Here is an 18,813-nt window from a genome sequence, read left to right as displayed (position 1 = left end):
ACCTTCGAATAGAACGTGTTCTAGTTGTAGCACTACGGGGCGCCACGCGGAAGGACCGCTCAGTCGCGCGGCAAGCCCAGGAGCCGCTCGGCCGCCACGGTGAGCAGGATCTGCTCGGTTCCGCCGGCGATCGTCAGACAGCGGGTGTTGAGGAACTCCCGGGTGAGCGGACCTTCCACCCAGCCGGCCTCGCCCGCGAGATCCATGGCGAGCTCGGCGGTGTCCTGCCGCTGCCGCACACCGATGAGCTTGCGAACGCTGGACGCGGCGCCCGGATCCTGACCTTCGAGCTGCGCGAGGGTTGCCCGCAGATCCAGGAGCGAACCGACCGTCGCCTCCCCGATCTGCGTCGCGATGCGGTCCTCGGCGACAGGATCACCGGGGGTCGACAGCTCCAGCAGTTCCTCGATGCGCGGCCCCAGCGACGACTTGCCGCCCATCGCGACGCGTTCGTTGGCGAGGGTCGTGCGGGCCAGCTTCCAGCCGTCGCCGAGATTGCCGACCACGCAGTCGTCCGGCACGAAGACCGAATCGAGGAAGACCTCGTTGAACAGCGCGTCGCCGGTGATCTCACGCAGCGGCGAGATCGTGATGCCCGCCGACTTCATGTCGACGAGGAAGTACGTGATGCCCTTGTGCTTGGGGACGTCGCGGTCGGTGCGGGCCAGGCAGATCGCCCAGTCCGCCTGCTGCGCGAGCGAGGTCCACACCTTCTGCCCGCGCAACACCCATCCGCCGTCGACCTTCTCGGCACTCGTGCGCAGTGCCGCCAGGTCCGAGCCGGCACCGGGTTCGGAGAACAGCTGACACCAGACCACGTCGCCGCGCAGGGTGGGCATGACGAAACGCTCGATCTGCTCGGGTGTTCCGTGTTCGAGGACGGTCGGAACCGCCCACCAGCCGATCACGAGGTCGGGACGTTCGATACCGACGGCGGCGAGCTCCTCCTGGACGACGAGCTGTTCGGCGGCACCGGCTCCGCGACCGTAGGGCGGCGGCCAGTGCGGCGCGAGCAGACCCGACTCGGCGAGAGCGACACGGCGCTCGGATTCGGGTGCAGCGGTGATCTTCTCGACCTCCGCACGGATCCGTACGCGCTCCTCCTCGCGATCGGACAGGTCGATACCGAGGTGACGGCGCGCGCCGTCGCGGACCAGGGTCGTCAGCCGCGACCGCCACGCGGTGGAACCGCCGAGCACCTGGCGGGTGGCGACCGCGCGGCGAAGATAGAAGTGCGCGTCGTGTTCCCACGTGAACCCGATGCCACCGAGCACCTGGATCGCATCCTTCGCGGTCTGCACCGCTGCGTCGAGTGCGACCGCCGCGGCGGCGGCCGCCGCGATCGGCAGTTCGTCGGGCTGCGCGTCGACGGTGACCGCCGCATCCCAGGCCACCGCCCGGATCTTCTCGGTGCGGCAGAGCATTTCGGCGCAGATGTGCTTGACGGCCTGGAACGAACCGATCGGTTTCCCGAACTGCTCGCGGATCTTCGCATACTCGACGGCGGTGTTCAGCGCCCAACCGGCGAGACCGGCCAGCTCCGCGGCGGCGAGGCCGGCAGTGAGGTCGCGCACGAAGCCGGCCGGGACGGTCGCGATCCGATCGGTCGAGACCGTCGCGCCGTCGATGCGGACGCGGGCCACCGCACGGGAGGCGTCGATGGTCTCGAGCGGTTCGATGTGCAGACCCGGATCGTCGGCCTCGACGAGCGCCCAGCTCTCGACGGCCGGATCACCCTCGCCGTCGACACGCACGAGCACGGCGATTCCGGCTTCGGCACCCACGGCCGGTCCGGCCTCACCGCGCAGCAGGAATCCGTCACCCGCCGACTCCGCGGTCACGGCCGAGTCGAGAGCGAGCGCGGTGGGGACCTCGCCCTCGGCGAGCCGCTCCGTCGTCTTGGCGACGGTCTCACCGGCACGGCCGAACACGAGGGCCGCCACGGCGGTCGTCAGGACCGGGCCCGGCGCGAGTTCGCAGGCGGCCTGCTCGAGCATGACGGCCAGGTCCACGGTGGTCGCGCCGAGACCGCCCGCCTCCTCCGGGGCGGCGACGCCGAAGATTCCGAGTTCTGCGAGGGAGGACCAGCCGTCGCGCCACGTCGCGTCGCCTGCGCGACGTATCGTCGACATGGGATCTACGGCACGTGACCAGGCCTGGACAGACGCCTGGACGGCCCGCTGCTCCTCGGTCGTGGCGATACTCACAGCGGTTTCCGCCCTTCCGAATGACATCATTGCTAGAACGTGTTCTAATATGACACCGATTCAGAGTCAAGGCGTGAGGAAACGAATCTATGGCCACCCCGTCCCGCTCCCGTGCCAACGGACACGGAACTCTGACCGCCCTCACCGAGGACGATCTCAGTTCCAATGCCCAGAAGGAACGGCGCAAGCGGATTCTCGACGCCACCCTGGCGCTCGCGTCCAAGGGTGGTTACGAGGCCGTGCAGATGCGGGCGGTGGCAGAACGCGCGGACGTCGCGGTCGGCACCCTCTACCGGTACTTCCCGTCCAAGGTCCACCTGCTGGTCTCCGCCCTCGGCCGTGAATTCGCCCGCATCGAGGGCAAGGGCCGGATCCCACCCGGCCACAGCCCCCTCGAGCGCATGCACCTCATCCTGAGTCTGATCACCAAGGCCATGCAGCGCGATCCCCTGCTCACCGAGGCCATGACGCGGGCGTTCATGTTTGCCGACGCCTCCGCCGCCGCCGAGGTCGACCAGGTGGGCACCCTCATGGACCGGTTGTTCGCGCGGGCCATGAACGACGGCGAACCCACCGAGGAAGAGCTCGCCATCGCGCGCGTCATCAGCGACGTGTGGCTGTCGAATCTCGTCGCCTGGCTCACGCGCCGTTCGTCGGCCACGGATGTCGCCCGCCGGCTCGAACTGACCGTGGATCTGCTGCTCGGCGACGGCTCACGAGCACCGAAGACGGTCGCGTCGGAAGCATGACGGCGCTCGCGCCGCAAGCATGACGGCGCTCGCGCCGCAAGCCTGACGTCCGATCCGCCGCGTCCTGTAACCGGAAACACGTGGTCGGAATGCACACCGGGTCGGATTCGTGCCCCACTCTGACCTAACGTGGATCAGGTGAGTGCCCACGATCTTCCGATTGACCTTCGACGTGCTCTGGTGGCTGTCGCGCGGACGCCCCGTCTGCTCGTGACGACCGACTACGACGGCACCATCTCCCCTATCGTGAGCGACCCCGAGAAGGCCTACCCGCACGACGATGCGGTGCGGGCGCTGCGGGGCCTCGCCGCTCTGCCGTCGACGGCCGCTGCCGTCATCTCGGGACGCGCTCTCAAGGATCTCGCCGCTCTGTCGCGTTTGCCGGTCGAGGTCAAACTCGTCGGCAGCCACGGCTCCGAGTTCGACATCGGATTCGTGCACGAGATCGATCCCGACGCCAGGGACCTCCTCGCCACGATCGTCGAGGGACTGCACTCGGTGGCATCCCGGTTCGACGGCGTGCGGGTGGAGGCCAAGCCCGCGAGCGCCGCGCTGCACGTGCGCAACGCCGCTCCCGCCGATGCCGAGCAGGCCCTCGACCTCGTACGGAACGACCTCGCACTCCGGCCGGGCGTGCAGGTCACCGAGGGCAAGGCCGTGATCGAGTTGTCCGTGGTGCCCACCGACAAGGGCAAGGCACTCGATGTCATCCGGCACCAGGAAGCTGCCACCGCAGCGGTCTTCTTCGGCGACGACGTGACCGACGAGAAGGCCTTCCGCTCACTGCAGGGCCCGGACGTCGGCGTGAAGATCGGCGACGGCGACACCGCCGCCGAGTACCGCGTCCGCACCAGCGAAGAGGTCATCGCCGCGCTCGCGTTCCTGCTCGAGGAACGTCGCACGTGGCTGTCCGGTGCCCATGTCGCGCCGATCGAACGTCTGACGATGCTCGCGAGTCCCCGCTCGAAGGCGCTCGTGACCCCCGACGGCACGATCACCTGGCTGTGCCACCCCGAACCCGATTCCGCGGCGGTGTTCGCCCATCTCCTCGGCGGCGACGCCGCGGGTCATTTCACCATCGGTCCGACCCGCCAGGCACTGCCTCTCAGCCAGCGCTACGTCGACTCGACGATGACGGTGGTGACCCGGTGGGCGTCGCTCGCGGTGATCGACTACCTCCCGCACGATGTCGAGGCCGGTCGCACCGACCTGACCCGCGTGATCACCGGGCGCGCGAGCGCGGTGGTGACCTTCGCGCCGCGACCGGAGTTCGGGCAGGGCCAGGTCACCCTCGAGGTCGAGGACGACGGCATCCGCGTGATGGGCTTCAACGAGCCCTACGTCCTTCGCTCCCCCGGTGTGCGGTGGGACATCACGACCGACGGGGTGCACCAGACGGCCCACGCCGTGGTCGATCCCACCGAGAACGACATCGTCCTCGAACTCCGTTGTGGTACTGATGATCTCGACGAGCACCCTGCGCCGGAGGTCGAGCGCCGGGCACAGTCCGAGGCCTACTGGCACACGTGGGCGTCCCGCCTCGAGCTGCCGCCGCTCAAGCCCGATCTCATGAAGCGTTCGGCGCTCACCCTGCGCGGACTGGTCCACGGACCGACGGGATCGATCCTCGCCGCAGCGACCACCTCGCTCCCCGAGGAGATCGGCGGTGTCCGCAACTGGGACTACCGCTACTGCTGGCTGCGCGACGCCGCGCTCACGGCGCAGGCGCTCGTGCGGGTCGGATCGCTCGAGGAGGCCGAGAACTATCTCGACTGGGTCCACCGCGTCCTCGAGACGGTGCCCGGCCCCGAACGCCTGCACCCGCTGTACACGCTCGCCGGCGGACCGCTCCCGCCCGAGGCCGTGATCGACTCTCTTCCCGGATACGCCGGTTCGCGGCCCGTGCGGGTCGGCAACGCGGCGAACCAGCAGGTGCAGCTCGACGTCTTCGGCCCGATCGTCGACCTGATCTCCGATCTCGCGCACAGCCGCGAGGCACTCGGCGTGCCCCACGACCGGGCTCTCACGGACCGCGACTGGGAACTCGTCTGCTCGATGGTCACCGCGGTCGAACGGCGCTGGTTCGAGCCGGACCACGGCATCTGGGAAATCCGCCACGCGCCCCGTCACCACGTGTACTCGAAGGTCATGGGGTGGCTGACCGTCGACCGCGCGCTGACGCTCGCCGAGAAGTTCGGCCGGACCGCCGGCGAGGGCTGGGCGGCGCTGCGCGACGAGATCGCCGAGGAGGTCACCGAGAAGGGCTGGAACGACGAGGTCCAGTCGTTCACCTCGGCCTACGACGGCACCGATCTCGACGCGGCCACCCTGTTCATCGGCCTCACCGGACTCGTCGACCCGCAGGACGAGCGGTTCCGGGCGACCGTGCAGGCCACCGAACGGGAGTTGCGCAGCGGCGCGACCGTCTACCGCTACCACAGCGACGACGGCCTGCCGGGCGCCGAAGGTGGCTTCCACCTGTGCGCGGCGTGGCTGGTCGCGGCCTACCTGCTGGTCGGGCAGCGCAACGACGCCGAAGCACTGTTCGCGCAGCTGGTCGCGGCGGCCGGACCGACCGGCCTGCTCAGCGAGGAGTACGACCCTGTCGCGGAGCGTGCGCTGGGCAACCACCCGCAGGCGTACAGCCACATCGGTCTGCTGCGCTGTGCGCAGCTGCTGTCGGGCGCGAAGGCCATGGGCGACCGGGACCGCTGAGCTACGGTCCCAGCCGGGACCGCTCGGTCACTCGGCGTACCACTCGCTCTCGACCCGACCCGAGCTGGCACCGAACCACAGCTGGGTCCCCAGGGTCTCGAGCGCGGGCACACCGGAGTGCGAGGGGGCGGCGAGGAGCAGTTCGCCGGCGCGCCGCCCCTTGTCCTTCTGCGGTTGCCGCACGGTCGTGAGACCTTCGCGGATCGCTTCGTCGATGCCGTCGAAACCGGTGATCGACAGGTGCCCGGGCACGTCGAGGCCCATCTGATTGGCCCAGGCGAGAGCGCCGAGCGCGAGCACGTCGGTGGTGCACACGAGCGCGGTGATCCGCGGGTTGACGCGCATGATCTGCGCCGCGGCGGACAGGCCGTCCTCCGCGGTGTGGGTGTAGCGCTCGACGACGGTGAGCGATCCGGGGGCCAGACCTGCGGCGCTCATGGCGTCCTGGACGCCGCGGATGCGTTCGCGCTGCACGTGGAAGGCGCCGGATTCGAGGGTCGACAGGTCGACGACCCCGTCGTGCCGTTCGCGGCCGAGGCGCATCGACAACATGCCGATCTGTCGGTGGCCGAGTTCGATGAGGTGGGCGGCGAGATCGCGCATCGCCCGCCGGTCGTCGATGCCCACCACCGGGGTGTTCTCGAGACCGCGCGGCTGGTCGCACGCGACGACCGGGAGGTGCCGTTCGAGCACGGCCGCGAGGTAGGGGTCCTCGGCGGGGACCGAGTAGACGACGAACCCGTCGACGGACGAGCGGTGCACGACCTGTGCGGCCTCGTCGTCGGTCCGGCCCGGTCCGGCGGGGATGAGCAGCAGTCCCTGTCCGGCCGCTTCGCAGGCCTCGGACAGTCCCGACAGGAAACTCATGGCGGCGGGATCCCGGAAGGAATAGCTCAACGCTTCGGTGAGCAGGACCCCCACGGCTCCTGCCTTGCGGGTGCGCAGCGACCGCGCCATCGGATCCGGGCCGGCATATCCGCGTCGTTTGGCGACTTCGAGGACACGTTCGCGTAGCTCGGCGGACAACTGGTCGGGGCGGTTGTACGCGTTCGAGACCGTGGTGCGGGAGATCTTCAACTCGGCGGCAATCGACGCCAGGGTCGCCTGTCGGCGCGGCTGACGAGACCTGGACATGAGAGGACCGTAGTCCTGTGTCCGTAGTCACGACCACCCAGGGATGGTAGGAGGGCTCCGCGTCGTCCGCTAAAGTGGAACGGTAACGGTTACCAATAACGTTTGGGTCGGTCGCTCGGTCGTTCCGGACCCCGTTCGTCGAAGACCGCCGATCCTCAGGAGAAGAACTGTGCGACTGTCCTCCCGCACGGCCCTCGCAGCCGCCGCCGTAGCCTGCGCGACCGCCCTCGCCGCGTGCGGCACCGATACCTCCGGCGCCGACGACGACGAGATCAGCGTCGTCGCCTCCACGAACGTGTGGGGGTCGATCGCGCAGGCCGTGGCCGGAGATCGCATCGAGGTCCGCTCGCTCATCACCGAACCGAGCGCCGACCCGCACTCCTACGAGGCCAGCCCCCTCGACGCCGCGGCGATCTCCGACGCCTCGCTCGTCGTCTACAACGGCGGTGGCTACGACCACTTCGTCGACGACATCCTCGGCGCCACCGGGGACAAGCCTGCGGTCGTGGAGGCCTTCGCCCTGTTCGAATCCGGCGCGTACTCGGACCTGCACGCCGGACACGATCACGGCGACGAGGACGGCACCGACGACGCCATCGAGAGCGGCTCGGAGACAACCGTTTCCGAGGACCACTCACACGAGAGCGGTGAGGTGTCCGACGCCGATGTCGCCGGCGACGGGCACTCGCACGAGGGTCACGACCACGGCGGCATCAACGAGCACGTCTGGTACGACCTCGCGACCGCCGACGCCGTCGCGCACGCCGTCGCCGAACAGCTCGCCGAACTCGACCCGGACGGTGCCGCCGTCTACGAAGCCAACGCCGCGGCCTTCCACGAGAACCTGCACTACGTCGCGGATGTCGTCGACAAGCTCGCCGACACGCACGGCGACGCACCCGTCGCCCAGACCGAGACCATCGGCCACTACCTCGTCTCGGCCGCGACGCTCGACGACGTCACTCCCCCGGACTTCACCGACGCCATCGAGAACGGCACCGATCCGTCCCCGGCGGCGATCGCAGCCACACGGCAGTTGTTGGTCGACAAGCAGGTTCGCGTCCTGCTCTACAACCCGCAGACCGAGGACCGGATCAGCCGCGAGATGCGCACGGCAGCAGAGTCGTCGGGCGTCCCCGTGGTCGAGGTTTTCGAAACCCTGCCCGAAGGTGTCGACTACATTCAGTGGCAGGCCCGGACCGCCGAGACCCTCGCCGCCGCGCTCGAGACCGCCTCCTGACCATCCGATCGAGAACACGGACCCCGGTGACACCTCCTCCATCCGACCGCACGCCCACCGTCGAACTCCGCGATGCCCGGCTGGCATTCGGCGATCGGGTCCTCTGGGACGCACTCGACCTCGTCGTCGAACCCGGCGAGTTCCTGGCGGTGCTCGGACCGAACGGTGCCGGAAAGACGTCGCTGCTCAAGGTGCTGCTCGGTCAACTCCCGCTCACCTCCGGAACCGCGACGATCGCCGGGCAGCCCGTCCGGACCGGGAACTCGCACGTCGGATACGTGCCGCAGCAGAAGTCCCTCGACGAGGGCGTCCCGCTGCGGGGACGCGATCTCGTGGGCCTCGGCATGGACGGACATCGCTGGGGCACCGGCCTGCGCACGCGCCGGAAGCGCCGCGTCGCGGTCGACGACGCGATCACCCAGGTCGGCGCAGAGACCTATGCCGGAGCCCCGATCGGCACGCTCTCCGGTGGTGAGCAGCAGCGGCTGCGCATCGCGCAGGCGCTCGTGGGAGATCCGCGCGTACTCCTGTGCGACGAGCCTCTGCTCAGTCTCGATCTCGCCAACCAGCACCTGGTGTCGGCGCTCATCGACCGGCGCCGCCGCGACCACGACACCTCCGTCCTGTTCGTCACCCACGAGATCAATCCGATCCTGCCGCTGGTGGATCGCGTGCTGTACCTCGTCGACGGCCAGTTCCGCATCGGCACCCCCGCCGAGGTGATGACCTCGCAGGTGCTCTCCGAGCTCTACCGCACCGACGTCGAGGTGCTCGAGATGCGCGGCCGCCTGGTGGTCGTCGGCACCGGCGACGCCATCGACGCACTCGGCAGCGCCGGCGGACTGCGCCCCGGGGAAGGCGTCCACCACGATCACGAGGATCACGAATGAGCAGCAAGTTCACCGACGCCCTCGGGCGGATGTTCGACGTGGAGACCACCGTCGAACTCCTGCAGTACGACTTCGTGCAGCAGGCGCTCGTCGCCGGTGCGATCCTCGGTCTGCTCGCCGGCGTGATCGGCCCGCTGATCATCAGCCGTCAGATGGCGTTCTCCGTCCACGGCACCTCCGAACTGTCGCTCACCGGTGCCGCGGCGGCGCTCATCATCGGGGTCTCCGTCGGAATCGGTGCGGTCGCGGGCGCCGTGATCGCCGCGATCCTCTTCGGGGTCCTGGGGACACGTGCCCGCGAACGCGACTCCGTCATCGGCGTGGTGATGGCCTTCGGTCTCGGCCTCGCCGTCCTGCTGCTGTGGGCCTACGACGGACGCACCGGTGCCGCCTTCTCGCTGCTCACCGGTCAGATCGTGGCACCCGGCGGTACCGGCATCGTCCTGCTCGCCGCGTGCGCTGCCGTCGTGATCCTCACGCTGCTGGTGATCTACCGTCCGCTGCTGTTCGCCAGCACCGACCCGGAGGTCGCGGCTGCACGCGGCGTCCCGGTGCGCGCATTGTCGATCGTGTTCGCGGTGCTCGTCGGTGTCACCGCCGCACTCGGTGTGCAGATCGTCGGCGCGCTGCTGGTGATGGCACTGCTCATCACCCCGGCCGCCGCGGCGGCCCGGGTGGTCAGCGGGCCGCTCGCCGCCACAGTGCTGTCTGTGGTCTTCGCGGAGATCTCGGCGGTCGGCGGCATCCTGCTCGCACTGGCGCCGGGCGTGCCGGTTTCGGCGTTCATCACGACGATCGCGTTCGCCATCTACATGATCTGCCGCGCGATCGGCACCGCCCGCAACCGGCGTGGTTCCGGGCGGGTCGCCGCAACTGCCTGACCCACGGCCCATCGGGACGTGATCTTGACGCGCTCCTCGATGTCCGCCTAGTTTCCCGAGGTTGTTCCGGTAACGGGACGTCACAGACATCGGGGGTAGAGAGTGCAGCACGTCACGCGTCGTTCCTTCCTGACCGGAGCGGCCGCGGCCGCCGGACTCGCCCTCACCGGCACCGCCGGTGCCCACGCGGTGCCCGGCATCCCCGCCCGCGTGAACAACGTGCCGCTCACCCACGAGGAACACCGGGTGGTCGTCATCGGCACCGGTTTCGGCGGTGGTGTGACCGCCCTGCGCCTGGCCCAGGCCGGCGTGCGCGTGCACATGCTCGAGCGCGGCATCCGGTGGCCCACCGGGCCGAACGCGAACACCTTCCCCCGCGTCGACAACCCCGACAAGCGGTTCCTGTGGCACCGGTCGAACCCCGAGGTGTTCGGTCGCCACCTCGCCTTCGAGCCCTACACCGGTCTGGTCGAGGCGTGCGTGGGAGAGAACATGACGGCCCTGTGCGCCGCCGGTGTCGGCGGCGGGTCGCTCGTCTACCAGGGCATGACGCTGCAACCCGACGAAGCGGTGTTCAACGCCCACTTCCCGAACGAACTCGACTGGGCACGCATGGACCGCGTCCACTACCCGCGCGTCGCGCAGATGCTGCGCCTGGCCGTGGCACCGGACGAACTCGTCGCCAGCCCCAACTACGCGACCTCGCGCATCTTCGCCGACCGTGCGCGGAAGGCGGGTTTCCCGATCGACAAGATCCCGATGCCGATCGACTGGGGCTACGCGCTCGCCGAACTCCGCGGCGAGATGGCCCCGGCCTACACCGACGGTTCGGGCGCGATGGGTGTCAACAACGGCGGCAAGCACTCCGTCGACGTCACCTACATCGCGGAGGCCGAGGCCACCGGTCTGGTCACCGTCGCGACGCAGCACGAGGTCACCGACATCGAACGTGCCGAGGACGGCCGGTGGACGGTGCACGTGAATCACATCGACACCTCCGGTGCCGTCGTCGAGAACAAGATCCTCACCACCGACGCGCTGGTGCTGTCCGCGGGCACCATGAACACCACCCGGCTGCTGATGAAGGCCGCCGCGAAGGATCTGATCTCCGACCTGCCCGACGGCGTCGGACAGGGCTGGGGTTCGAACGCCGACCGCATCTACCTCTGGACGAACCTCGAGGAGGAGTTCGGCGCGGTGCAGGGCGGTCCGGTCGTCTACGGCAGCAAGAACTGGGACGACCCGGACTCCGCGTACACCGTCATCCAGGCCTCCATTCCCGGCTTCTACGGGATCGACATGCGCAGCACCGTACTGGTGGGCTACGGCGTCAGTGAGGGTCGCGGGCACTTCGTCTACGACGCCGCTCGCGACGACGCCGTCCTGCGCTGGCCACACGAAGGAGACTCGGTGTTGCAGACGGGCCACATCGACCCCACAGTGCGCCGCATCGCCGGCGAACGCAGCATCCTGACCGACACCAACTCGATCGTCCCGTCGACCTGGCACCCGCTCGGCGGCGCGAGCATGGGCACGGTGTGCGATCTCGAGGGCCGGGTCTTCGGCCAGCGCGGGCTGTACGTGCTCGACGGCGCCCTCATGCCGGGCAACACCGCCGCGTGCAACCCGTCGATGACGATCGCCGCGGTCGTCGAACGCGCCCTCGACGACATCGTCGTCCGTGACGTCGGAACGGTCTTCTGAGCGGGCATAGACTCGGGTCGTGACCCGCATCGACCTCAACAGCGACCTCGGTGAGAGCTACGGCCGGTGGCGCCTCGGCGACGACGAGACCATGCTCGACATCGTCACCAGCGCCAACGTGGCGTGCGGATTCCACGCCGGCGACCCGGCGACACTGCTGAGCACCTGCCACGGCGCAGCGAAGCGCGCGGTACGAATCGGCGCCCAGGTCGGCTACAACGACATCGGCGGTTTCGGCCGCCGGTTCATCGAGGTGCCGTCGGCGGATCTCACCGCCGAGATCATCTACCAGATCGGCGCGCTCGACGGTCTCGCCCGGGCGGCCGGTTCGTCGGTGAGCTACGTCAAACCCCACGGCGCGCTGTACAACGCGATCGCCCATCACCGCGAACAGGCCCGCGCGGTCGTGGATGCGGTGCGCGCCTACGACGCCTCGCTGCCCGTCCTCGGACTACCCGACTCCGTCTTCCTCGAGGAGGCCGAACGGGCCGGGCTGAGGGTGGTCACCGAGGCGTTCGCCGACCGCGCCTACACCCCCGAGGGCACGCTCGTCTCCCGGCGCGAAGCCGGTGCGGTACTGCACGATCCGGACGAGGTCGCCGAGCGGGTCCTGCGCATGGTCACCGAGGGGGTGGTCACCGCGGTCGACGGCAGCGACGTACGCGTTAACGCGCAGTCGGTGTGCATCCACGGCGACTCCCCCGACGCCACAACTATGGCCGTCGCCGTGCGCCGTCGCCTCGACGCCGAGAAGATCGACATCCGGGCGTTCGTGTGAACGCCCGACACCGCGGGGTCCACCGATGAGAATCCTTTGTGCCGGAGACAGCGCACTGCTCGCCGAATTCGATTCCCTCGACGAGGTTCTCGCCCACTTCCGGGCACTCGACCGCGAGCGGCCGCGTGGCGTCGTCGATCTCGTGCCGGCGGCGCGGACACTGCTGGTGCGCTTCGATCCGTCGGAGACCGGCCTGCAGGTCGTGCACAAATGGGTCACCACCACCCCACCGGCGTCCGGGGACGAGGTCGACGTCGAGGAGGTGACGCTCGAAGTCCGGTACGACGGGGCCGATCTCGAGGAGGTCGGCGAGTTGACGGGCCTCGGTGCGGACGGCGTGATCGCCGCCCACACCGGAACCCTCTGGACGGTCGCCTTCGGCGGGTTCGCGCCCGGCTTCGCGTATCTCACCGGCGGGGATTCGCGATTGCACGTGCCGCGCCGTAGTTCGCCGCGCACCTCCGTCCCGTCCGGCGCCGTGGGACTGGCGGGCGAATTTTCGGGCGTCTACCCGCGGAAGTCGCCCGGAGGATGGCAGCTCATCGGAACCTCCGATGCCCCGCTGTGGCAACCGGATCGGACCCCTGCGGCGCTGCTGCGGCCGGGGTGTACGGTGCGCTTCGTCGCGATCTGATCCGTCCTCGGATCCACTGCGCCGTTGCGCTCAGATACCGAGCACGGCCTTCGCGACGAGGAAGTAGATCACCAGGCCGGTCGCGTCCACGAAGGTCGTGATGAACGGATTGGAGAAGACTGCAGGGTCGGCGCGAATCGATTTGGCCACCAACGGCATCGCACCACCGACCGTGGCGGCGAGAGTGCAGATGCTCACCAGCGTCAGCCCGATCACCGCACCCACCGACGAGTCGTAGACCAGGGACGTCAGGACGAACGCGACCGAGCCCAGCAGGACACCGAGGGACAGCCCCACCCGGAGCTCGCGGGCGATCACCCCGCCGATGTCGCGTGGCGTCACGTCATCGAGCGCCAATGCACGGGTGACCGTGGTGGCGGCCTGGTTTCCGGTGTTGCCCCCGGTGCCGATGATCAGCGGCACGAACAGGGCCAGGGTGACCACCTGATCGAGGGTCGACTCGAACACTTCGAGGACCTGAACCGTGAGGGTCGCGCCGAGGGCCAGGACCAGCAACCACACCACCCGCGAGCGCACCAACTGCCCGACGGGTGTCGCGAGATAGGGGCGGCGCAGCGGCTCGGTACCGCCGATGCGCGCCTGGTCCTCGCTGTCGGCGGCCTCGAGGATCCGCAGGGCGTCGTCGACGGTCAGGATGCCCACCAACCTGGTCTCGCTGTCGACGACGATCAACGCCAGCAGTTTGAGTTCGGCGCAGCGGCGCGCGGACTCCTCGGCGTCGTCGGTCACGCGCGCCCAGTAGGGCTCGCTCATGATGTCGGCGAGCGCTGTTCCCGGCGCCGCACTCATCAGCTCGCGCAGACCGACCACTCCGACGAGCACACGACCGTCGTCCACCACCGGCAGCGTGTACACCGTCTCCGCGTCGTCGAGCCGACGACGCACGACGTCCATCGCCTGCTCCACGGTCATGTCCTGCCGCAACGACACGAAGGCCGGGCTCATCCGCCGGCCGATCGCCCGCTGCGGATAGCCGAGGATCGCGGCGGTCGCCTCGCGGTCGGCGGGCGGCAGGCCGCGCATGAGGGTCGATGCGACCGTGGCGGGCAGTTCGTCGAGCAGCTCCACCCGGTCGTCGGGTTCGAGGTCGGCGAAGATCGCGGCCACCTGGTCGTCGCGCAGCCCGCAGAGCAGTTCGCTCTGCATGCTCGGGTCGAGCTGTTCGAAGACGTCGATCGCCCGGTCCTTGGGCAGCAGCCGGTAGAGCACCGCGCGGTCCGTCCGGCCGAGCCGTTCGAGCACGTCGACGACCTGTTCGACGCTCAGCTCCGCGACGGCGTCGTGCGCTGCCGGAAGGTCGTCGGCCTCCACGGCCTTCTCGACCAGCCGCGTCGTCGCCGCCCGGACGTCTGCTTCATCCATGATCGTCACCTCCGTCCTCGATGATCTTCAACCTAACGCGATCGTTCGGCCGGAGTCCGGCCGTGCGATCGAAGCCGGTGAGTGAGAATGAACATCGTGGCGTGGTTCGAGGTGCTCTCCGGCGGAATGCTCACGACGGTCCAGGATCGCGGACGTCCCGGTTACGGCTCCTCGGGCCTCACCCGGTCCGGTGCCGCCGACCGGCGCGCACACGACGCCGCGAACCGGCTCGTGGGGAACCAACCGGACGCGGCGACACTCGAGGTGACCGGCGGTGGTCTCGCCGTCCGCAGCGTCGGCGAGACGATCGTGGCCGTGACCGGCGCCCGCGCCGACGTGACCGTGTGCGACCGGCCGGTCGGCGACTGGGCGCGCATCACCCTCCGCAACGACGACGTGCTGCGGATCGGCATCCCGAACGAAGGCCTGCGGACCTACCTCGCGGTACGCGGCGGCATCGACGTGCCGGAGGTGCTCGGCAGCAGATCCACCGACACCCTGTCGCACACCGGACCGTCACCCGTTCGCGCCCGCGACAGTCTGCTCGTCGGGGCGATGTCGGGTCACCTGCCCGACGAGGAGCAGTTCCCACCGCCGCCGCCGATGGACGACCCCGTGGAGATCCGGGTACGACCCGGTCCGCGCGACGACTGGTTCACGCCCGGATCACTGCGGGCGCTGTTCCACGAGACATGGACGGTGACACCGGAACTCGACCGGGTGGGCATCAGGTTCCACGGTCCCGGCCGACTGCACCGGGCACGGCACGAGGAGATGCCCAGCGAGGGCATGGTTCCCGGCTCGCTGCAGATACCGCCGGACGGGCATCCGGTGCTGTTCCTCGTCGACCATCCCGTCACGGGCGGCTATCCGGTGGCCGCGGTGGCGGTCGCCGCCGATCAGCCGGTCGCGGCGCAACTGCGTCCCGGACAGCGGGTGCGGTTCGTGCCGGTGCGCTGATCGTTGCGAGGTGACCGCAGCCGGGTGACCGTCAAGCGCGCGACCGCACGGATGCGTCGTCCTCGTCGGTCGGGTCGGCGGCCGTCACCCGCCGTACGAAGGTGATCGCCTCGTCGAGTGCCCGTGGCGCGGGTGGCGAGATGCCGGGCAGGCTGAGATAGCCGTGCACGGTGTCGGGATAATCGATCTCCGTGACGTCGCCGCCCTTGGCCCGCAATGCTTCGGCGTATCGAACGGCGTTGTCGCGCAACGGGTCGTGCCCCGCGATCTGGACGAGGGCCGGTACTGCGGCACCGGCGAGCGTGCCGCGCAGCGGAGCCGCGGTCGGCGCATACGGATCGGCGCCGGCCAGATACAGACGCACGAACGCCCGCATACCGCGGGAGGTGAGCACGGGAGCGTTCGCGAACTGCCGCTCCGACGGGAACTCCTCCTCCATCTCCGTCGCCGGATAGATCAGCACCTGGCCGACCGGCAACGGACCACCCGAGCGTCCGGCCACATCGGCGACGACCGCAGCGAGGTTACCTCCGGCACTGTCGCCGGCGACCACGACGCGCGACGGATCACCGCCGAGTTCCGCAGCGTGTGCGAGGACCCACCGGAACGCCGCCCAGCAGTCCAGGACCGCTGCCGGATAGGGGTGTTCGGGGGCGAGCCGGTAGTCCACCGACACCACGACGCTCGGGGTCCGCGCCGCGGTGTGGCTCGCCCACCACTCGTTCTGCTCCGGATTGCCGAGCACCCACCCGCCGCCGTGGAACAGAAGCACGATCGGCAGCGGACCGTTCGTCCGCGCCGAGGGCCGGTAGATCCGCAGACGGGTCCGGACCGGGGAGCCCTCGGTGGCGAGATCGTCGATCACCTCGTGCTCGAGATCGACCCATCGGTCCTCGATCCGCACGCCGGGATGCGTCCGGCCCGAGATCAACCGGCCGACCGGGGACGACAGCAGCTTCGCGCGTGCAGCACGACGTGCCGGGATCTCGTCGACGGAGGCGTCGGCGATGGACTTGTTGGCGAAGCGTTCGAGGAAGGCGAACACCTTCGTACGGAACGGCAGGGATGCGACCACGAGGACAGACTAGGCCCTCGCGACCGCGAATCGGACCGACTCGATCAGGCCCGACTGCGGTGCAGTCTTGTCAGACCCGACTGCGGTGCAGTCTTGTCAAACGCGGCGCTGCCGCGCGATGTCGGCGAGCACCACGCCCGCCGCGACGGAGGCGTTGAGCGACTCGACGTCTCCGGCCATCGGAATGGAGAGAACAGCGTCGCAGGTCTCCCGCACCAGGCGTGAGAGCCCCTTGCCCTCCGACCCCACGACTACGACGACGGGATCGGTACCGTCGAAATCGTCGAGGCTGGTGTCGCCACCGGCATCGAGACCGACGACGCGGACACCGCGGGACTGCCAGTCCTTGAGCGTGCGGGTGAGGTTGGTGGCACGCGCGACGGGCAGTCGCGCTGCGGCGCCGGCGCTCGTGCGCCACGCCACGGCAGTCACCGACGCGGAGCGGCGCTGCGGGATGACCACACCGTGCCCGCCGAAGGCCGCGACCGAGCGGATCACCGCGCCGAGATTACGCGGATCGGAGATGTTGTCGAGAGCCACGAGCAGCGGACGCTCGTGGTTCTCCGCGGCGCGCGCGAGCAGGTCGTCGGGGTGCGCGTAGCGGTACGGCGGCACCTGCAGACCGATGCCCTGGTGCATCCCGTTCGACGACATCCGGTCGAGCTCGGAACGCGAGACCTCGAGGATCGAGATGCCCATCTCGGCCGAGCGCTGCACGGCTTCCTTGAGCCGCTCGTCGGCCTCGGCGCCGAGGGCGACGTACAGAGCGGTCGCGGGCACACCGGCACGCAGGCACTCGACGACCGGGTTGCGGCCGAGCACCATCTCGGGCCCGTCCTCGGCCTTGCGACCGGCCGCGGGACGACGACCGCCGCCGCGCGGGTCGGCGGCCTTGGCCGCGGCCCGGGCGCGCCGTGCGGCGGGGTGGTAGGGCCGGTCCTCGGCCTTGGGGGTGGCGCCACGCGCTTCGAGCCCGCGTCGCCGCTGTCCGCCGGACCCGACGACCTGACCCTTCTTCGTGCCGCCCTTACGAATAGCGCCGCGACGCTGAGAATTGCCTGCCATCACTGTCCTGCTTTCAGAGACCACTCGGGTCCGTTGGGCGTATCGGTCACTTCGACCCCCGCGGCTGCGAGGCGGTCCCGCACCTCGTCGGCCACCGCCCAGTTCTTCTCGGCCCGGGCGGTCGTGCGGCGTTCGAGATCCGCGCCGACCAGCACGTCGAGTGCCGCGAGTGCGGCCGATCCGGAGTCGTCGGTGGAGCACCAGTGCTCGTCGAGCGGGTCGACACCGAGGATGTCGAGCATGCTCCGGACCTGCGAGGCGATCTGCACGGCCGTGTCGAGATCGCCGTTGTCGAGCGCCTTGTTGCCTTCGCTGCGCTTACGGTGGATCTCCGCGAGCGCCTTGGGGACACCGAGGTCGTCGTCGAGCGCCTCGGCGAAGGCCTCGGTCCACTCGCCCACGGGCACCTCACCCGCGCGGTCGCGGGTCTTGAGCACGAACGACTCGAGTCCCCGGTACGCGGCGGCCGCTTCGGCGAGCGCGTCGTCGGAGTATTCGAGCATCGAACGGTAGTGGGCGCTGCCGAGGTAGTAACGCAGTTCCTGCGGCCGGACGCGGGCGAGCACGTTGGGGATCGACAGCACGTTGCCGAGCGACTTCGACATCTTCTCGCCGCCCATCGTCACCCAGCCGTTGTGCAGCCAGTAGCGGGCGAAGCCGTCGCCGGCGGCGCGGGACTGGGCCATCTCGTTCTCGTGGTGCGGGAAGACGAGGTCCATTCCTCCGCAGTGGATGTCGAAGGTGCCGCCGAGATAGAAGCCCGCCATCGCGGAGCACTCGAGATGCCAGCCGGGGCGGCCGCGTCCCCACGGGGTGGGCCACGAGGGCTCACCGGGTTTCTCGGCCTTCCATAGCGTGAAGTCGCGGGGGTCGCGCTTGCCGAGTCCGGCGCTCTCGCCCTGGTGGACGTCCTCGATGCGGTGTCCGGAGAGGGCACCGTATTCGGGGTAGCTCAGTACGTCGAAGTAGACGTCGCCGTCGGCCGCGTAGGCGTGCCCGGCGTCGATGAGGCGCTGGATGAGTTCGACCATCTGCGTGATGTGGCCGGTCGCGCGAGGTTCCACCGAGGGTGGAAGCACACCGAGCGCGTCGTAGGCGCGGTTGAAGGCCCGCTCGTAGGTCGCGGCCCACTCCCACCACGGCCGACCTGCCTCGGCGGCCTTGCGGAGGATCTTGTCTTCGATGTCTGTGACATTTCTCACAAACAAGACATCGAGACTCTTGGTAGCGAGCCACCGGCGGAGCACGTCGAACGCAACGCCGCTGCGTACGTGCCCGATATGGGGTTCGCCTTGGACGGTGGCCCCACACAGGTACACCGAGGCCTGGCCGGGGACCAGCGGTTCGAAATCCCGCACGGCCCGCGATTCGGTGTCGTATAAGCGCAAGGTCACGACC

15 protein-coding genes are annotated in these 18,813 nt (G+C 69.5%); 9 read left to right on the top strand and 6 right to left on the bottom strand.

Translation table 11 applies throughout. The features are described 5' to 3' along the window. Positions 1–59: 59 nt before the first annotated feature. Entirely contained in the window at positions 60–2,207 is a 2,148-nt protein-coding gene (locus tag C6Y44_RS02680; protein ID WP_159416815.1) for an acyl-CoA dehydrogenase, read from the bottom strand. 89 nt (positions 2,208–2,296) lie between these two features. Between C6Y44_RS02680 and kstR the strand changes: the two genes are divergently transcribed. Beyond that, positions 2,297–2,956: a cholesterol catabolism transcriptional regulator KstR gene (kstR, locus tag C6Y44_RS02675; protein ID WP_145692932.1), complete on the top strand. Its 660-nt coding sequence runs from the start codon at positions 2,297–2,299 to the stop codon at positions 2,954–2,956. A 138-nt stretch (positions 2,957–3,094) separates the two neighbouring features. Continuing rightward, the gene (gene otsB, locus C6Y44_RS02670; RefSeq protein ID WP_159416816.1) at positions 3,095–5,671 is read left to right on the top strand and encodes a trehalose-phosphatase; all 2,577 of its coding nucleotides are present in this window, start codon (positions 3,095–3,097) and stop codon (positions 5,669–5,671) included. A 27-nt stretch (positions 5,672–5,698) separates the two neighbouring features. Here otsB and C6Y44_RS02665 read toward each other — a convergent pair whose 3' ends face one another. Further along, complete coding sequence (locus tag C6Y44_RS02665) at positions 5,699–6,805, bottom strand: LacI family DNA-binding transcriptional regulator (protein ID WP_120281292.1); 1,107 nt, start codon at positions 6,803–6,805, stop codon at positions 5,699–5,701. Between the two features lie 169 nt (positions 6,806–6,974). On the opposite strand from C6Y44_RS02665, the gene C6Y44_RS02660 reads away from it, so the two are divergent. The 6 genes from C6Y44_RS02660 to C6Y44_RS02635 all read left to right on the top strand — a co-directional run bounded on the left by C6Y44_RS02660 (position 6,975) and on the right by C6Y44_RS02635 (position 12,932). After that, positions 6,975–8,045, top strand: coding sequence for a metal ABC transporter solute-binding protein, Zn/Mn family (locus tag C6Y44_RS02660; RefSeq protein WP_159416817.1), 1,071 nt, complete (start codon positions 6,975–6,977; stop codon positions 8,043–8,045). A gap of 26 nt (positions 8,046–8,071) precedes the next feature. Beyond that, positions 8,072–8,935 (top strand): metal ABC transporter ATP-binding protein, encoded by an 864-nt coding sequence (locus C6Y44_RS02655; protein WP_159416818.1) that lies wholly within the window; start codon positions 8,072–8,074, stop codon positions 8,933–8,935. Beyond that, positions 8,932–9,816: a metal ABC transporter permease gene (locus C6Y44_RS02650; protein ID WP_159416819.1), complete on the top strand. Its 885-nt coding sequence runs from the start codon at positions 8,932–8,934 to the stop codon at positions 9,814–9,816. The genes C6Y44_RS02655 and C6Y44_RS02650 overlap by 4 nt, the downstream gene beginning before the upstream one ends. A gap of 102 nt (positions 9,817–9,918) precedes the next feature. Beyond that, the gene (locus C6Y44_RS02645) at positions 9,919–11,520 is read left to right on the top strand and encodes a GMC oxidoreductase (RefSeq protein ID WP_159416820.1); all 1,602 of its coding nucleotides are present in this window, start codon (positions 9,919–9,921) and stop codon (positions 11,518–11,520) included. A gap of 19 nt (positions 11,521–11,539) precedes the next feature. Next, positions 11,540–12,298 carry a LamB/YcsF family protein gene (locus C6Y44_RS02640; RefSeq protein WP_159416821.1) on the top strand — a complete coding sequence of 253 codons (759 nt, stop codon included), beginning with the start codon at positions 11,540–11,542 and terminating at the stop codon, positions 12,296–12,298. Positions 12,299–12,323: 25 nt separating this feature from the next. Beyond that, positions 12,324–12,932, top strand: coding sequence for a 5-oxoprolinase subunit B family protein (locus C6Y44_RS02635; RefSeq protein WP_159416822.1), 609 nt, complete (start codon positions 12,324–12,326; stop codon positions 12,930–12,932). Between the two features lie 30 nt (positions 12,933–12,962). On the opposite strand, the gene mgtE is transcribed toward C6Y44_RS02635, so the two are convergent. Further along, the gene (mgtE, locus tag C6Y44_RS02630; protein ID WP_159416823.1) at positions 12,963–14,315 is read right to left on the bottom strand and encodes a magnesium transporter; all 1,353 of its coding nucleotides are present in this window, start codon (positions 14,313–14,315) and stop codon (positions 12,963–12,965) included. A gap of 87 nt (positions 14,316–14,402) precedes the next feature. Between mgtE and C6Y44_RS02625 the strand changes: the two genes are divergently transcribed. Further along, positions 14,403–15,275 (top strand): 5-oxoprolinase subunit C family protein, encoded by an 873-nt coding sequence (locus tag C6Y44_RS02625; protein WP_192378622.1) that lies wholly within the window; start codon positions 14,403–14,405, stop codon positions 15,273–15,275. Positions 15,276–15,306: 31 nt separating this feature from the next. Here C6Y44_RS02625 and C6Y44_RS02620 read toward each other — a convergent pair whose 3' ends face one another. The 3 genes from C6Y44_RS02620 to cysS all read right to left on the bottom strand — a co-directional run bounded on the left by C6Y44_RS02620 (position 15,307) and on the right by cysS (position 18,809). Next, positions 15,307–16,350 (bottom strand): alpha/beta hydrolase, encoded by a 1,044-nt coding sequence (locus tag C6Y44_RS02620; RefSeq protein ID WP_159416825.1) that lies wholly within the window; start codon positions 16,348–16,350, stop codon positions 15,307–15,309. A 96-nt stretch (positions 16,351–16,446) separates the two neighbouring features. Further along, complete coding sequence (gene rlmB, locus C6Y44_RS02615; protein WP_120281283.1) at positions 16,447–17,415, bottom strand: 23S rRNA (guanosine(2251)-2'-O)-methyltransferase RlmB; 969 nt, start codon at positions 17,413–17,415, stop codon at positions 16,447–16,449. Beyond that, a complete protein-coding gene (gene cysS / locus C6Y44_RS02610; RefSeq protein WP_159416826.1) occupies positions 17,415–18,809 on the bottom strand; it encodes a cysteine--tRNA ligase in 1,395 nt (464 codons plus the stop codon). The genes rlmB and cysS overlap by 1 nt, the downstream gene beginning before the upstream one ends. Positions 18,810–18,813 lie beyond the last annotated feature (4 nt).

Source organism: Rhodococcus rhodochrous (assembly GCF_014854695.1).
Classification (GTDB): domain Bacteria; phylum Actinomycetota; class Actinomycetes; order Mycobacteriales; family Mycobacteriaceae; genus Rhodococcus.
This window is presented reverse-complemented; position numbering and strand designations above follow the sequence as displayed.

Coding starts and splice junctions, on each gene's coding strand:
- kstR (WP_145692932.1), top strand. CDS start 2,297: ATGGCCACCCCGTCCCGCTCCCGTGCCAACGGACACGGAACTCTGACC.
- mgtE (WP_159416823.1), bottom strand. CDS start 14,315: ATGGATGAAGCAGACGTCCGGGCGGCGACGACGCGGCTGGTCGAGAAG.
- C6Y44_RS02635 (WP_159416822.1), top strand. CDS start 12,324: ATGAGAATCCTTTGTGCCGGAGACAGCGCACTGCTCGCCGAATTCGAT.
- C6Y44_RS02665 (WP_120281292.1), bottom strand. CDS start 6,805: ATGTCCAGGTCTCGTCAGCCGCGCCGACAGGCGACCCTGGCGTCGATT.
- C6Y44_RS02625 (WP_192378622.1), top strand. CDS start 14,403: ATGAACATCGTGGCGTGGTTCGAGGTGCTCTCCGGCGGAATGCTCACG.
- rlmB (WP_120281283.1), bottom strand. CDS start 17,415: ATGGCAGGCAATTCTCAGCGTCGCGGCGCTATTCGTAAGGGCGGCACG.
- C6Y44_RS02650 (WP_159416819.1), top strand. CDS start 8,932: ATGAGCAGCAAGTTCACCGACGCCCTCGGGCGGATGTTCGACGTGGAG.